This window comes from Bradyrhizobium yuanmingense (assembly GCF_025200905.1).
Lineage (GTDB): Bacteria > Pseudomonadota > Alphaproteobacteria > Rhizobiales > Xanthobacteraceae > Bradyrhizobium > Bradyrhizobium yuanmingense.
On sequence record NZ_CP104173.1, the window covers coordinates 2,648,165 to 2,662,741 of the forward strand.

A 14,577-nucleotide genomic window follows, 5' to 3' on the forward strand; every position below is an offset into this window, starting at 1 on the left:
AGCCAATCTGTTCCGACGTACCAGGTCAAACGACCCGGTCGAGAATCCGGACGTATTCCTCGACCATGGCATCTACCGAATAGCGCAGCCGCAGGCCTTTGGCGTTTTGTCGCAGCTCGTCACGTAATTGCTTGTCGGTTACCAGCCTGGAGACCGCCGCGGAGAGCTTCGCATGATCGGAGGCATCGACGAAGAGCGCCGTCGGTCTGCCCTCGTAGGACAATACCTCGCGCAGGACGGGAAGATCGGTCACGACGGAGGGAACACCGGCGTTGGCGGCCTCGACCGCGGCCAGACCGAAGGTCTCGGCCTGGGTCGGAAAGACGAACACGTCGAGACAAGCAAGGAAGTCCGCCATCCGGCCAGGAGGAATCTCTCCCAGCAAATGCAGACGGTCCGCGACGTTCAAGTCGTTCGCGAGCTGCCTCAGCCGGGCCTCGTCGGCTCCCTGGCCGGCCAGCGCAAGATGCCAGGACGGTTGATCCGGCAGCAGACCGATCGCCAGATCGAGCCGCTTATGCGGATGCAGCCGTGCCGCGCAACCGAGCAGGACGCGGTCCGGTGGCAGGTTGAATTGACCTCGTGCCGCCTCCTTCGACAGGGTAAGGGCCTTGTCGTCGAAGCCGTGCGGCACATGCACCATGCGCGACCGGTAGGCCGCGGGGTAGCGCGAATATTCGCGCTCCATGTCCTGCGAATTGAGCGTGATGCAGTCGAAGAAGCCGAGGCTGCCCATGGCGATGTCGGCGGTGCGGACCGGCCAGCTCATCGCCAGCGCGGATGAAACCTGATTGGCGACGACGGGTGCACGGCTCACGAGGCGCGTGACGCCGGCGCCGATGACGTTGCCGAAATGCTGGAAGGTCAAGACGGCGTCGGGCCTGGTGGTTCTGATGTGGCGGCCGAGCGTCCACAGCATCCGCAGCAGCGCCAGCGGATTGCCCGGCCGGCTCGGCGCGCAGTAGAGCGTGGCGGGCGGTTCGTCAAAGGAGTCCGATTTGCGGAAGAAGAACAGGTTGGTGACCCGGTGACCGCGCGCGGTCAGCCCGGCGCCGAGCAGCCGCGAGATCTCCTGTGCACCGGCGTTCTCGGCCTGGGTTTGCGCAAGAAGCACGTGGAGTTTTCGCCCACTGCCGTTCGGCCGCGCAGGTGCCGTCGCGCTCGTCTCGTCCAGGTCCTTGTTCGGCTGATAATGGAGCACGGATCCCGACCCGCTAAAGCAACGAAATCTTCACCTTCTTAACTCCGTACCTATCATGCGGGCATCCCGCGGACACCGGCTAGCAACAAACGGAGTTAATGCGGCGCGATGGCGACGGTGTCGTTGGCGCAGCATTTCCGCTGGTTCCCGGCTGGCGCGTTAACCAATCGGTCCTGCGCGTTCACCCCGGCGGCGCGTGCTGACACCTAGTCACGCGAGTCCGCGCTACGAACGGCATAATTGCCGCGCCTCGATGCTGGGAAGCGCAAGAGCACCAGAACGGAAGGATCCACCCCGCTGCGCCGGCGGCAGAGGACGTTCAGGGCGATGGTCGCGAGCGCGAGCGACACGGTCGTCGAAATCGCCGCGCCAAGCACGCCGAGGAAGGGGACCAGGACGAGAAATCCGACGAGCCGCAGCCCGACGTTGGCAGCGACCACCGGCACATAGATTCGTTCATGACCGGTCAGCTGCAGGATCGCAGCAGCCGGGCCGCCCGCCGCCTGAATGGCGGTTCCGATTGCAAGCACGATCAGGACCGAATGCTGCTCGGCGAAATGAGGTCCGAACAGGTTGAGGAGATAGGGGCCGCCGATCCAGATCGTGGCGAGACCGGCGACGACGCAGAGCCCAGTCACTTCCGCCATCAAGCGCGAGGTCCGCTCGAACTCCCCGTGGTTCTTGCTGAAATAGAGCGACGGGAGCCGGCGCGCACCGAACGTGTAAAGCGCCGCGGACACCATGGCGAAAATGTTGGCGAGGCGCGAGGCGGCAAAGTAGATTCCCGCGGTCGTCGGATCCAGCATCCAGTAGACCAGAATGACGTCGAGATACTGATTGGCGACTTCGAGGATCGATGCGAGCCAGAAGTGCAGGGCACTTGATCGCCAGCGTGACGTCTCCGAGCGCGCCGGCGTACTGCGCAGATCCGGCAGCACGCGCGCGACGGATACGATCTGCGCAACAAGGCCAACCGACATGGCGACCGTCATCGCCGCGAACAGCTCGGCCGGATCGAGTTGGCGATGGGCGAGCAGCATGACGAGCAGGAACACGACGACGAGGGCCCGCCAAAGGAACTCGCGGTTTCCTTCGCCCATGATAATGCTGACCAGCGAGCGCGCGATCTGGCTGCCGAGCATCAATCCGGCATTGACGGCCGTGTAGGCCGACACCGCAAGGATCAGCAGCCACCAGTCGCCTCTCATGCTCGCGACGATCGCGATCCCGCCGATCACGATCAGCATTGCGACCGAGGCGATCTTCAAGCTCGATTGCAGCACGCCTTTGGTAAGGTCCGGCCTTTCGCCGACCTGATATTCGTTCAGGAATCGCACCAGCAGGGATTCCTGGCCGACCAGTCCCACCACGGCTGCGATCTGCGCGACCGACAGCCAGGTCGCAAAGATGCCGAAGCCGTCAGGCGACATCGTCCGCGCCGCCAGCGAGAACAACGCGAACGCGAGCACGCCGCTGCCGACCTTGAGCAGGATGGTCCCGGCGACACCGCGCGTGACGTCGCGCCGCATGAACTGGAGAATGGATGCGATCATGGAAGGGTTAAGGGAGCCGCGCTCCCCTGACGAGACATGTTCCGATACCGGCGAGAACCTAGCATGTCGAGCAATCGCGAGTGTTAATGGACGAGTTGGAGGATTTCGGCGATCGCGGTGATACGGGTTGCTTCGTTCTGGAACATCGCTGTCTCCATTGTCCAACATCTGCGAGTTTCAACTCGCGCGACGGACGGCATAACGCCGCATCGACGACTGAGAAGGCGAGATCCGGGGCTCGCGTGCAGAATGGTTTCGGGACAGCAAGACGCGTGCCGCGGCGAGTCGGCGAACTGGGCACCTGCGGTCATTAACCTCAATCTCAGGAAATGTTCGCACCCGGCCCTGCGATGCGACATCAGGCGAGAGAATTGCACTGCAGACGCTGTTAACCGTGGGAGCCGGAGCCATGACGAGAACCGTGACCGAGCCGGTCGACGGGGACGAGACCGCAACCATCGACTCGGACGTCGCCCTCGTCGGTGGCGGTCTTGCGGGATCGCTTGCGGCGGCCGTGCTGGCGCGGGCAGGGCGTCGCGTCGCTCTGATCGACAAGCGGGCAGTCCATCCGGATGAGTTTCGGGTCGAGAAGATCGGCGGCCATCAGCTGGAGCTGTTCGGTAAGCTCGGCTTTCTCGATGCGCTCGAAGATGTCGCGTGCCGATATGATCAAGTGCTCAACATCCGTGAGGGCAAGGTGGTCGATGTCAGCGTCGGCAGGGCTTACGGATTTGCCTATGCCGATCTCGTCGCAATGGCGCGTCGCCAGCTTCCGGATCCTTCCAACCTGATCGTCGACGAGGTCACAGCGATTGGCAGCAGCGGCGATGTCCAGCATCTCGAGCTCGCCTCCGGACGGCGCGTGGCGGCGCGCCTCGTCGTTCTGGCCACCGGCATGGCGGGAGCCCTGGGCTACAAGCTCGGCATCAGGCGGCGCGTGCTTGCCGAGCGCCATTCGGTGTCGTTCGGTTTCACGATCGCGCGCAAGGATGGCACCCCGTTCGATTTCGAGGCGTTGACCTGTTACGGCGAACGCACCGCCGATGGCATCGACTATCTCAGCCTGTTTCCCGTCCACGCCGGAATGCGTGCCAATCTCTTCATGTTCCGCGATCCGACCGATCCTGTTATGCGCGAGTTGCGCCGCGAACCGGAGGCGACAGTTTTGCGCCTGCTGCCGGGATTGCGGAGCTACCTCGGCGATTTCCGTGTGACCGATCGCGTCCAGAACTGGGTGATGGATCTGACCGTCGTCGAGGGGCATCTCCGGCCCGGAATCGTGCTCATCGGCGATGCGTTCCAGACCAATTGTCCTGCGGCCGGAACGGGCGTCGCCCGCCTGCTCGTGGACGTCGACCGTCTCTGCACCGAATATGTGCCGCGATGGCTCATGACTGCAGGCATGGGCCTGGAGAAGATCTCGCAATTCTATGCCGATCGCGACAAGATCGCGGCGGATCAGCAATCGCTGAAGATGGCACGCTTCCGCCAGGCGCTGACCTCGCGCAACGATATCGGCTGGGACGTGCGGCGACGGTTGCACTTCCTGCGGCGCAGTCTTGCACACCGCGTCGATCAGATGCATCCGGGCTGGCTTGGCCGCGTCCGCGGCGTATTGCGCGCCTGATCTCTGCGACCCCCCGCCGGTCAGCGCGTGGGCCTCGCGGTGTGGGCGGGCTGAACCTTCAAATCGGAGAGCCGCTTGGCCGCCAGCTTGAGCCAGGGCGCCTGCTTCAGCGCGAAGAGGGCGATCGCGCCTACGGCGCTGCCGACCTGCGTGACCTCCCACATCGGTGAAGCCTGTGCGCCGAACGATTTCTTGTATGGCTCGTCGCCGATGGTGAAGTCGAGCATCAGATCTCCGCGCTCGATACAATCCCGCGCCACTTGTTCGAACATCAGCGCGCCGATGGACTGGCTCTTGTAGCCGGCGATGTCGAAGGCGCTCATGATGACGAGGAAGCTGTCGCGGTGGCACAATCCGAGCACGGCGGCGATCACTTCGCCGTCCATCTTCATGGCATAGAGGCGAACGAAGGAGCCAAGGCCCCGAAGGGCGACGTCGGAATAGAAGCCGTAATATTCGGGCCGCTGCAGCAGGTCTCCGTCGCCTTGTGCGTGAAAGCGCGGGCCGCGAAACTTCCTCATCACCTCCATCGTCTCGAGCACGGCGGCGCTGTCGCTGCAGCATGAGAAGCTCAGCGCGCCCTTCTTCTGCAGCTGGCGATATTTCTTGGCGAGCTCCTTCTGGTAGGAGCGATCCATCGCACTGGCCCGCCATTGCTCGTACGGCGCGACCAGAACCGTGGCATAAGCATTGGTGTTCATCGAGACACGGCGGGACGTGGCGAGGAGGTCCTCGATCGGAAGCCGTCCGTCAGGCAGCTTGGCCATTCGCAGCAGATCGAAGGGGCGGACAAGGCGCCGAATCTGCGCGCATGCAGCCGCATCATGGAGCAATTGCGAGAACACGTCCGGGCTGCAAACCGGTGCCAGATAGTCGGAAACGCGCAAGTCGGCGAACTCGACGGTCCGTATCGGACCGCGCCGGATCCGGAGCAGCGGCAGCACCATGGCAAGGGCGCCGGTGTCGCGGTAGCGCACCACGACGATCAGAGCCGTTGCATCCGTTTCCGGCGCGAGCCTGGTGTAGAGGCTATGCAACCAGACCGGATGCTGGAAGGCAGTGGCAGCCGAACGATCGAACAGCTCTGCATATTCCGGAGACAGAAAGTCGAACGACGGCTCGATGGCGATGTCGAACGTGTTGCTGGGCTTATTCATGCGCACAAGGAAACCGGATCATCCGCGAACGTCGTTCGAACCGTAGCTGCGCTTATACCAAGGCCGTTACAGGTCAGACACTGCCGCCGCGCGATTTGCGCCAATGCGTTCAACCATGCTCGTATGGTTACCAAATTCTGAAGCCGGAGGCGGAAATGGCGCATGGAGCGCACCTTGCGCGGCGCCATCGTCTGCACGGCGCAGGCAATGATCTACGATCCTCGGCTGCAGGAAAGCTATGGTTCGCAAGGTCGAGCTCGTTCCCTCCGCTCCGATCCTCGGGCCGATCGGGCTCAAGCGCGAGTGAGACTTCTTAGAGACGCACCCCGGTGGTGGCAAACGCGTGCGCGGCGGGCTCCTGCACGCGATCGAGGATCACCATCCCACCAACCGCGATCACCACGGCCGCGACGCAGCCAAGCAAAAAAGCCTTCATCCTCCGCCTCCCTCGATTGGACCACGCCATCTATACGACAGGGCCTGCGGCGAGCAAGCTCGTCGATCGCATCAGCCATCCGCCCGCTATGGGCTTTTGAACACGGGATCGGCGGAAAGACGCATCGCCCATCGAGCTAAGGGACCGGAGCTCGGTGCTGCTGCGCTGCACGATCCGGAACGGATGCGGGTCTTGCAAGTTTTCTGCAGGCCTGGTGAGCGCATCGGAGGCTTGGCGTGAAATTACCGAGAACGATCCTGTGCTTCGCAGCACTTTGCATTGTCGAGGGCGCCCTGGCCCAGCCGGCGCAAACCAACTCGCCGACGGGGCAAACGCCTCCCGAGGACAAGGGCCAGCTCCAGCCGCAAGGTTGGACGGGTCCGATCAATACCGGCTCGGGTGGTGCGCCGCCCGAAAGCCCCCAGGGCCAGAGTCCGCCCGGAATGCAGCCCGCGCCGGAGGGGTCGTCCAAGACCACGACGGCACCGGCCAAGTAGACTGTTTCAAGTAGACCGTTCCAGGATATTCATTTCCGTTGCCTCTTCTGGCAATCTCGAGCGGGTGAACGTCAGCAGGCGGCCAGGAATGAACAGATCGGCTCTGTGCACGAAGGTGGCCGCATTGCTGTGGACCATCTTTGCCGCATCGTCCGTGCATGCCGACATGGTCGGACACGGCGGCCCGATACGGGCTCTCGCCATTTCGCCCGATGACGACAGCCTTCTCTCCGGCAGCTTCGACACCGCCGTCATCCGCTGGTCGCTCAGGACAGATACGGCAGAGCACGTGCTGCGGTATCATGCCGATGGCGTCAACGCCGTCGCCTTTCTCAAAGACGGCCGCATGATCACGGCCGGCGCCGATGCGCGCATTGCGGTGTGGACGGCGGGCCGGCCGGAACCGGACCGGGTGCTGGAGGGACATGTCGCACCGATCGCGGCGCTTGCTGTGTCGTCCGATGGGACGCTTCTCGCATCGGCGTCATGGGACCAGACAGTGCGGCTCTGGTCGCTGTCGGACGGCACATCCCGCATGCTCGAAGGGCATACGCAGAACGTCAATGGGGTCGCTTTCCTGCCGGACGGCAGGCTCGTCAGCGTCGGCTACGATCTTGCGCTGCGCATCTGGCGTTTGCCGGATGGCCAACCTGACATCGTGACTTTGCCGGCGCCGCTGAACGCGGTGGCTGTCGCGCCGGATGGTGAAATCGTCACGGGCGCGGTCGATGGCAGGCTGCGCATGCTGACAACGGACGGCAAGGTCAGCGGCGAGGTCGCAGCCAGTCCGACGCCGGTCGTGGCCTTGGCCATGTCGGCGGACGGTGCGCTGATCGCTGCGGCCGGGATCGGCGGCACGGTGGCGATCATCGAGCGCAAGTCGCGCAACCTGCTGCGCACCCTGGTTGGGCCCGGGCTGCCGGTGTGGGCGGTCGCCTTCCTTGCCGATCGCGAGACACTGATGACGGGTGGTGCGGACGGCAGGATCAGGCGCTGGAATGCCCGCACCGGCAATCCCATCGGTTCAAGCCTGGTCGGCACACCGGCCGACCCGCTTGCGGCCTATGCCGGCGATCACGGCGCCGATGTGTTTCGGGCCTGTGTTGCCTGCCACACGCTCTCGGACAAGGAGGTGCAGCGCGCGGGTCCCACACTTGCGGGACTCTACGGCCGCAAGATCGCTTCGGTGCCGGGATATCGCTTCTCTGATGCACTGAAGACGATGGACATCGTCTGGACGCCGGAAACCGTCGCACGATTGTTCGAAATCGGGCCGAATGCCTACACCCCCGGCACCAAGATGCCGGAGCAGCGCATCGGCTCGGCCGAGGACCGGCGCGCGCTGACCGAATTTCTGGCCCGCGCGACGTCGAGATGATTGCCTTGCGCCGATTCGACGGCGTCCGCTTTAGTCCTTGCCGTTGCGTTCGCGGATGTAATCATCCGTCGTTCGCGGCGGCGTTCGTTCCGGAACGCCCTTGAACGGATCGAATTGCTGTTCGCTCATGACCACGACGCGGCAGTCCGCGCACATCCTGAGCGCCTCGATTCGCTTGTCGCCGGCCGGATACATCCAGTGCCGGCCTTCGAGCTTGGCGGCGATGCGGTCGATCGTGCTCTTGACGCCGAAGGGCGTGCCGCAGCGGACGCAGAGCGCGGGCTCCTCTTCCTTAATGACAAGGGCGGGCGCTCGCGCAGCGCGGAAATCGATCTGCGGCTTGAGGCTGATCACCTTCTCCGGACAGGTGCTCTGGCACAGGCCGCACTGGACGCAGGCATCCTCGATGAATTTCAGCACCGGCCGCTCGGGATCGTCGCGCAGCGCGCCGGTCGGGCAGGCCGAGACGCAGGATAGGCACAGCGTGCAGCCATCGGTCTCGACGCTGATTGCGCCGACCGGCGCACCTTGCGGCAGCGCGATGACGTCGACCGGCTGCGGCGCCAGCCGATGCAACTCGCTGAGGGCAAACCGCAAGAGGTCGCGCCGCTTGCCGACGGTCTTGAAAGTTGCCGGCGTCGGGACCGCGGCGAGCGTGCCGATATCAGTCAAATGCGCGCCGAGCGCGTCGGGATCGTCGGTTTCGATGGTGGCGAGGCGACGGCCCGCAAATCCAAGGCCGCCGAGGATCGCCTCAGCCATCGCGATCGTCTGCGTCAATCCGGTCACGTCGTGGCGCGGCTTGCCACGGAGCAGGAAGCGCACGGCAGAGACGCCATAGGCAAAGGCGCCGACGATCGCCTCCAGCCCGACCTGCGTGAGCTCGTTGACGGCAAAGGGAAGCACGTTCGCCGGCAGGCCGTCGCCATGCCGCGCGAGGGCGTCGATCAGCGGCGTGCCGTGCGGGCTGTCGTGAAAGAGCAGCACCGCATTCGCGCCGCCGGCCTCGCGATAGGCGAGCAGCATGGCGCGAAGTTTATGGAGCTGCGTATCGGCGGGCGGCAGCGCGTAGGAGACCGCGCTAGTCGGGCAGGCCGCCGCGCATTGGCCGCAGCCCGCGCAGATATTCGGATCGATTGCGATATGATCGCCGACGGGCGTGATCGCCCCGGTCGGGCAAAGATCGAGACAGCGATGGCAGCCCGTACGCTTCGAGCGCGAATGGGCGCAAAGCGCCGGCGCAACCTCGACATATCTGGGCTTGTCGAAGCTGCCGACGAGATCGCGCGCGGTCAGCACCGCGCGCAGCACCGCGGCGGGATCTTTCGTGTCGGCGCGGAGATAGCCGTCGCGCAGGTCGTGGGCGGGAAACATTGGCAGACCGCCGGAAAGATCGAGCACGATATCGCAGCGCGAGGTGACCCCGCTTCGCGGCGAGTCGAGCACGAAGCGATCGCGCGAGGAGGGGCGGGGACGCGCATAGTCGTCGATGACAAGCTCGAACGCGCCGAAATGTCCCTTCGCGGAGCGGATCGTGCCCTTCACGATCGGGAACACCGTGGCAACCGGCGGCACCGTGTCATCGAGCTGCTTCAGCATCACGGTGACGTCGAGGTGATCGGCAAGCAGGCGGCCGGCCTCAATCGCGGCCTCATCGCGCCCGTAGATCAGGATGACGCCCTCGCTCGACAAGGTGACGAGCGGATAGTCCGGGGCGGGGATGGAGGCGGATGCGAGCAGGGCGGCCATTTTTGCGCCGGCGTGCGCGCCGTCGCGGGACCAGCCGGCCGTCTCGCGGATATTGACGAAGCCGATCGCGTCAGGCCGCTCGCCGGCCTCGTCCGAAAACTGCGCCGCCTGCTGCGTGCAGGCGACCGTCAACACGCCTTCTGTCGCGGCCATGTTGCGGAAATGATCGAGCTCCGCCCCGCAGAGGTGGCGGAAGCTCTTGACCTCGCTGTTCGGACATGCGCGCCGGATTGCAGCCACGTCGAGGCGCATCGTGTCTTCGCACGAGCAGATCAGGATGGTCTTCGACGGCTGCTCCAGGTTAACTCCTCCGCCTTTCGGACGACGACGACGGACTCGCGCCGGCCCTTCGCCTCGTATAGACATTATCCATCGGGAAGAAAAGGAAAGCGGAGGACGGTCTGCCGTCGATCCCAGTGAGCCATGTTTCCACGGCGGAACCGATCCACCTGCCGCCGCCGTTCACATTGGTGCGATTGCGCGAGAGCGGCGACGCTTTTGCCCATGCATGCCGCATCGCACCGGAGAGCGGCGCCGGAACGCTCGTCTATGTCGGCCGCTTCGACCTCGCCGAGTTCGCCGTGGTGCTCGAGCCGGCCGAGCCGTTGCGCAGCGCGCGGCGTGCGTTCTACGCAGGCATGGTCGCGCTCACCGACGCGCTTCGCGCCTATGCACCGCCGAGCAAGCCGATCACGATCGGCTGGCCGGATGCGGTCAGGATCGACGGGGGGCTGGTCGGCGGCGGACGGATGGGTTGGTGTTCCGGAGCTGACGAGGACGCGCCGCCGCCCTGGCTGGTCTTCGGCGCGATGATACGGACGGTTGCCATGAATGATGACGATCCAGGCGTCCACCCGCTGGCCTCGGCGCTTGACCAGGAAGGCTTTGGCGAGGCGGGCGCGGCGCAGATCACGGAAAGCTTCGCCCGGCATCTGATGCTGGCGCTGGACGGCTGGAGGGTCGACGGCTTCGACAGCGTCGCGCGCGACTATCTCACGCGGATGCCGCGTGAAAGGCAGACGATACAGCGCATAGATGATTGCGGCGACCTCCTGACGCGCCGCATCGGGACGGAGACGATCGAACGAAGCGACCTGGTCCGGGCGCTCGCGGTGCCGTCCTGGCTCGATCCGGCCCTCGGAGGACCGCGCCTGTGAAACTCCTGCGCACGATCGCGCTCGATCCCTCGGACACTTTCGTGTTCGACGTGGCGGCAGAGCCGGGCGAATGGGCCGTTTCCGGCGCCTTCCGCTTCTGGGATTGCGATGGCGCGAAGCTCGAGGGCAAGGCCCGCGCGGCGTTTCGCGGTGGGTTCCTCGGGGTGCAATCCTGGGGCTGGTCGACGCTGGCGCAGATCGTTCCGGCGACCGCGGACGATTACCACGGCTTGGTCGATCTGCTGGCGAGGCAATTGGTCGATCGTTTCGGCGCGCCGGATATGGCGGCGGCGAAAACGGCGGCCGAAGAGGAGGTCGCTTTTGCCCAGTCGCTCTGCAGCCATCCCATCAGCTCGCTTATTGCAGTGCACCGCACCTCGAGCGACGGGGAGGTCCGCGAGTCGTTCCGCCGGCTGCAGCTTCGGGAAGGCCAGGGGCATGGCAAGGCGTTCTCGTTCATCGAGATGGAGGACGACGTCGAGCCGGACGGCGATCTCAGGCTTGCGGATCTCGGCCGGGAGCCGACCGTCCGATGAACGATTTCTGGATCTCCTGTGGTCACCACCTGCTCGATCGCGACGAGGGCGGCGGCCTGCGTGTCACGGACGAATTTCTCAAAGCCTATTTTGCCCGTCCCGAGCTGATGCCGCCGGACGACGCGTGCCCGGTCGAACGCCGGCTGCACCGCGATCTGCTCGCCGACCCGCGCCAGGCCGTCGGCGCCGGCGAGATCGCCGCGATTGCCGATGCTGATGCCAGGGAGAATTGGCAGTTCGTGCTGGCGTTCCGCGATCTTCTGCTGCGGCATCCGACGCTTGAAGCCGCTTATCTTGCCTGGGTGCGATCAGGGGCGAACGATCTGCCGCCGCTGTTCGTCAACCAGCTCGTGCACGTCATCCTGCGCAACGCGCTCGACGGCTGCGACGACCCGTTCGTGCTGCGCGCGGCCGAATTGTTCTTCCGGATCCAGCGCGTTCTCCCACATGAGCACGCTTTGTTGCTGGGAGACGAGGAGGTCGTCGGCGGCCGGAGCCCGACCCCGGTGCTCTCGCTGATGTCGATGCTCGGCGCCACCACCGATGCGGTGGTCGAGGTGTTGGGCGAGGAGAATGCCGAGGCCTATTGGCACCGGAGCGACCAGTTCGACATGGCCCTCGACCTGACCGCCGACGGCCGCGGACCTGTAGCGCTGGCGCAGGCGATGACGCGTTGGGTCTCCCACCTGCTCGGCATCGATGTCGTGATCGAGCCGCTACGGGCGCTGCACGAGGCGAAGCTGAGCTGGTATGTCGGGCTCGACGCCGATGCCACGAGGCTCGGCGACCGTCTGTGGCACGGCGAAGAGCTCGGCGAGCGCGACGCCGATCGCGTGCTGGCGCTGTTCCGGCTGACGTTTGCGGATTCCAGCCGTGCCCTCGACGATGTCGGGGATGAGCCGGTCTACCTGATCCTGTCGATGACGGCGGATCAGAAGCTGCGGATGAAGCCACAGAATCTGCTGACCGGGTTGCCGGTGAAGCGGCTGGAGATGGCGACATGAGCCCCGCGGCATTGCCGTCCCTCTCGATTGCCGTCGGCGTCGTAGTCGAGCGGCGCAAGGCCGACTCGCCTTGGGTCAATTTCATCTGGCGCGGAATTGCTGTCCTGCCGGACGAGCCGTCGACCGAGCCATGGACCGTGCTTCGCGAGCAGGACGGCACGACCCTGTTCTATGCCGGAAGTGCGACCATCGATCTCTATCCGTCGGAGACGGCGCGCTATCGCGACAATCTCGCCTCCGGCGGTCCGAGCATCTGGGTCGTGTTGTCGCCTGCGGAAGGCGTCTGGCCCTATGCAGTCACCGCGGTGACCGCCGACCCCGCCGAGGGCGAAGGCTTTACCGAAGCCGCCGACAATCTCGTCGAGGCCGTGCCGATGCCGGAAGTGCTGCGCGAGGCGATTGAAAGCTTCGTGGCCGAGCACCATGTCGAGCGCGAATTCGTCAAACGCAAGCGGCGCCGTGCCGATCCGGAGGCGCTGGCGCGGCGCGAACATGAAGGCGGAAAGGAATGAGTGAGGAGGACTTCCTTGCGCGTTGGTCCCGCCGCAAACAGCAGTCGCGAGCGGAGCCGGCGAAACCTGCCCCGGCGCAGCCGACGCCGCCGTCCGAGGACAAAGAGGACGAGACGGAGTTCGATCTGTCGAGCCTGCCGTCGATCGACGAGATCAATGCTGCCACCGACATCACGGCCTTCCTCGGCAAGGGGATTCCTCGCGAGTTGAGCCTTGCGGCTCTTCGCCGCGCTTGGGCGACCGATCCCGCGATTCGCGACTTCGTCGGGCTCGCGGAGAATGCATGGGACTTCAACGACCCGACGGCGATGCCGGGATTTGGCCCGCTGGATTGTTCCTCGGAGGAGCTGGCCGCACTGGTCGATCGCATTGTCGGCGGCGTGCGCGAGGCGGCCCAGACTCTTGCTGAGGCGTCGATCGAAACGGCGGATTCTCCGGCGGAATCGCATCAAGCCGATGTGGCACTTGTTTCCAATGTCGTCGAGCCGCCCGATGAGACGCAGCACCTGGCAATCCCTGCTGCAGTGCAACCGACAGTGGGTGAAAGACCTGCGGATTCTGCAGAGCCTGTGAGGTCCCGCACGCATGGTGGTGCACTGCCGCGCTGAACCACGACCAAAGACTATAGGTACAGGCTATGGCAGGCGATTGACCGTTGCTGGAACCCGGATTACGCTACCTACTGCTTTGTAACAAAAGCGATAATCAAGCAGACGGGACTGGGATGGGAGGTCCACGTGCGCGATGACGGACTTGATCGAGCGATCGATGCCGCAGGCGGCATCGCTCAGCTTGCACGCAAAATAGGCATCAGCCAGCCCTCCGTCTCGAATTGGACCCGTGTGCCCGCACAACGGGTGGTTGCAGTCGAAACGGCGACCGGCGTCTCCCGAAACGATCTGCGGCCCGATCTTTACGGTGAGCAAGCCGGCTCCGCCGAGCTCGTCGATCCCATCGATGCGGCGCGCGCGCGGGAATACGTCTTGCTCGCGGCGCTGCTGTCTGCGCCTCCGTCGAAGCGCCTGCTCGATCAGCTCGCCGCGCTCAGCGGAGACGCGACGCCGCTCGGTCGTGCGCATGCGGCGCTCGCCGACGCGGCCTCGAGCGCCGTCCCGTCGAAAGTCGAGCGGGAGTATTTCGATTTGTTTGTCGGGCTCGGCCGCGGTGAATTGCTGCCCTATGCTTCCTATTATCTCACGGGCTTTCTCAACGAACGGCCTTTGTCGCGCCTGCGCGGCGACCTGATGACGCTCGGCATCGAGCGTATCGCCAACGATTCCGAACCCGAAGATCACGCTGCCATCCTGTGCGAGATCATGTCGGGCCTTGCCGATGGCCGCTTCGATGCCTCACACGAGGCGCAGCGCGCCTTCTTCGAAAAGCACGTGTCGCCATGGATGGGGCGGTTGTTCGCCGACATCGAGAACGCGGGGACTGCCCGTTTCTATCGCGCAGTCGGCGCGCTCGGCCGCACTTTCATCGAAATCGAGACGGAAGCATTTACATTCGCCAGCTGACCGAGGCGCTTCGGTCCGGGAGAGATGCGATGAGTGACGAGACGAAATCAAAGGTCGGACGCCGCGATTTCCTGCGCAAGGTCGGCTTGGGTACCGCCGGTGCCGGCGCGGCGCTTGCAACACCGTTGGTCGGGTCCGCCCAGGCCGACAGTGAAACCAACGATGAGAAGCGCAAGGCGCGCTACAAGGAATCCGATCACGTGAAGACGTTCTACCGCGTCAATCGTTATCCGGCCTGAGAGGGAGGCTGCCC

15 protein-coding genes are annotated in these 14,577 nt (G+C 64.9%); 10 read left to right on the forward strand and 5 right to left on the reverse strand.

What is annotated here, in order from left to right:
- Window positions 1-25 precede the first annotated feature (25 nt).
- The gene (locus N2605_RS12320; protein ID WP_109144259.1) at window positions 26-1,201 is read right to left on the reverse strand and encodes a glycosyltransferase family 4 protein; all 1,176 of its coding nucleotides are present in this window, start codon (window positions 1,199-1,201) and stop codon (window positions 26-28) included.
- Window positions 1,202-1,407: 206 nt separating this feature from the next.
- A complete protein-coding gene (locus N2605_RS12325) occupies window positions 1,408-2,754 on the reverse strand; it encodes a lipopolysaccharide biosynthesis protein (protein WP_128262439.1) in 1,347 nt (448 codons plus the stop codon).
- Window positions 2,755-3,163: 409 nt separating this feature from the next.
- Here N2605_RS12325 and N2605_RS12330 point away from each other — a divergent pair, with 409 nt between their 5' ends.
- Window positions 3,164-4,381: an FAD-dependent oxidoreductase gene (locus N2605_RS12330; protein ID WP_260346691.1), complete on the forward strand. Its 1,218-nt coding sequence runs from the start codon at window positions 3,164-3,166 to the stop codon at window positions 4,379-4,381.
- A gap of 20 nt (window positions 4,382-4,401) precedes the next feature.
- Here the strand turns inward: N2605_RS12330 and N2605_RS12335 are convergent, their stop codons facing one another.
- Window positions 4,402-5,538 carry a GNAT family N-acetyltransferase gene (locus N2605_RS12335; RefSeq protein ID WP_260346692.1) on the reverse strand — a complete coding sequence of 379 codons (1,137 nt, stop codon included), beginning with the start codon at window positions 5,536-5,538 and terminating at the stop codon, window positions 4,402-4,404.
- A gap of 313 nt (window positions 5,539-5,851) precedes the next feature.
- Window positions 5,852-5,974: a hypothetical protein gene (locus N2605_RS12340; protein ID WP_260346694.1), complete on the reverse strand. Its 123-nt coding sequence runs from the start codon at window positions 5,972-5,974 to the stop codon at window positions 5,852-5,854.
- 236 nt (window positions 5,975-6,210) lie between these two features.
- On the opposite strand from N2605_RS12340, the gene N2605_RS12345 reads away from it, so the two are divergent.
- Window positions 6,211-6,471, forward strand: coding sequence for a hypothetical protein (locus N2605_RS12345; RefSeq protein ID WP_128262436.1), 261 nt, complete (start codon window positions 6,211-6,213; stop codon window positions 6,469-6,471).
- Window positions 6,472-6,559: 88 nt separating this feature from the next.
- Window positions 6,560-7,849 carry a c-type cytochrome gene (locus tag N2605_RS12350; protein ID WP_482151223.1) on the forward strand — a complete coding sequence of 430 codons (1,290 nt, stop codon included), beginning with the start codon at window positions 6,560-6,562 and terminating at the stop codon, window positions 7,847-7,849.
- 30 nt (window positions 7,850-7,879) lie between these two features.
- Here N2605_RS12350 and N2605_RS12355 read toward each other — a convergent pair whose 3' ends face one another.
- Window positions 7,880-9,850, reverse strand: coding sequence for a 4Fe-4S binding protein (locus tag N2605_RS12355; protein ID WP_260346697.1), 1,971 nt, complete (start codon window positions 9,848-9,850; stop codon window positions 7,880-7,882).
- Between the two features lie 164 nt (window positions 9,851-10,014).
- On the opposite strand from N2605_RS12355, the gene N2605_RS12360 reads away from it, so the two are divergent.
- The 7 genes from N2605_RS12360 (at window position 10,015) to N2605_RS12390 (ending at window position 14,563) form a co-directional block, all read left to right on the forward strand.
- Window positions 10,015-10,755 (forward strand): biotin/lipoate--protein ligase family protein, encoded by a 741-nt coding sequence (locus tag N2605_RS12360; RefSeq protein ID WP_225133610.1) that lies wholly within the window; start codon window positions 10,015-10,017, stop codon window positions 10,753-10,755.
- Window positions 10,752-11,291 carry a DUF6505 family protein gene (locus N2605_RS12365; protein WP_036005125.1) on the forward strand — a complete coding sequence of 180 codons (540 nt, stop codon included), beginning with the start codon at window positions 10,752-10,754 and terminating at the stop codon, window positions 11,289-11,291. The genes N2605_RS12360 and N2605_RS12365 overlap by 4 nt, the downstream gene beginning before the upstream one ends.
- Window positions 11,288-12,295, forward strand: coding sequence for a DUF6352 family protein (locus N2605_RS12370; RefSeq protein WP_225111855.1), 1,008 nt, complete (start codon window positions 11,288-11,290; stop codon window positions 12,293-12,295). Before N2605_RS12365 ends, N2605_RS12370 begins: the two co-directional genes overlap by 4 nt.
- Complete coding sequence (locus tag N2605_RS12375; protein ID WP_260346702.1) at window positions 12,292-12,807, forward strand: DUF3305 domain-containing protein; 516 nt, start codon at window positions 12,292-12,294, stop codon at window positions 12,805-12,807. Before N2605_RS12370 ends, N2605_RS12375 begins: the two co-directional genes overlap by 4 nt.
- On the forward strand, window positions 12,804-13,415 hold the full coding sequence (locus N2605_RS12380) for a DUF3306 domain-containing protein (protein ID WP_036023636.1): 612 nt from the start codon (window positions 12,804-12,806) through the stop codon (window positions 13,413-13,415). Before N2605_RS12375 ends, N2605_RS12380 begins: the two co-directional genes overlap by 4 nt.
- A gap of 129 nt (window positions 13,416-13,544) precedes the next feature.
- The gene (locus N2605_RS12385; RefSeq protein ID WP_225149766.1) at window positions 13,545-14,324 is read left to right on the forward strand and encodes a molecular chaperone TorD family protein; all 780 of its coding nucleotides are present in this window, start codon (window positions 13,545-13,547) and stop codon (window positions 14,322-14,324) included.
- Window positions 14,325-14,353: 29 nt separating this feature from the next.
- Entirely contained in the window at window positions 14,354-14,563 is a 210-nt protein-coding gene (locus N2605_RS12390) for a twin-arginine translocation signal domain-containing protein (protein WP_036023641.1), read from the forward strand.
- Window positions 14,564-14,577: the final 14 nt, after the last annotated feature.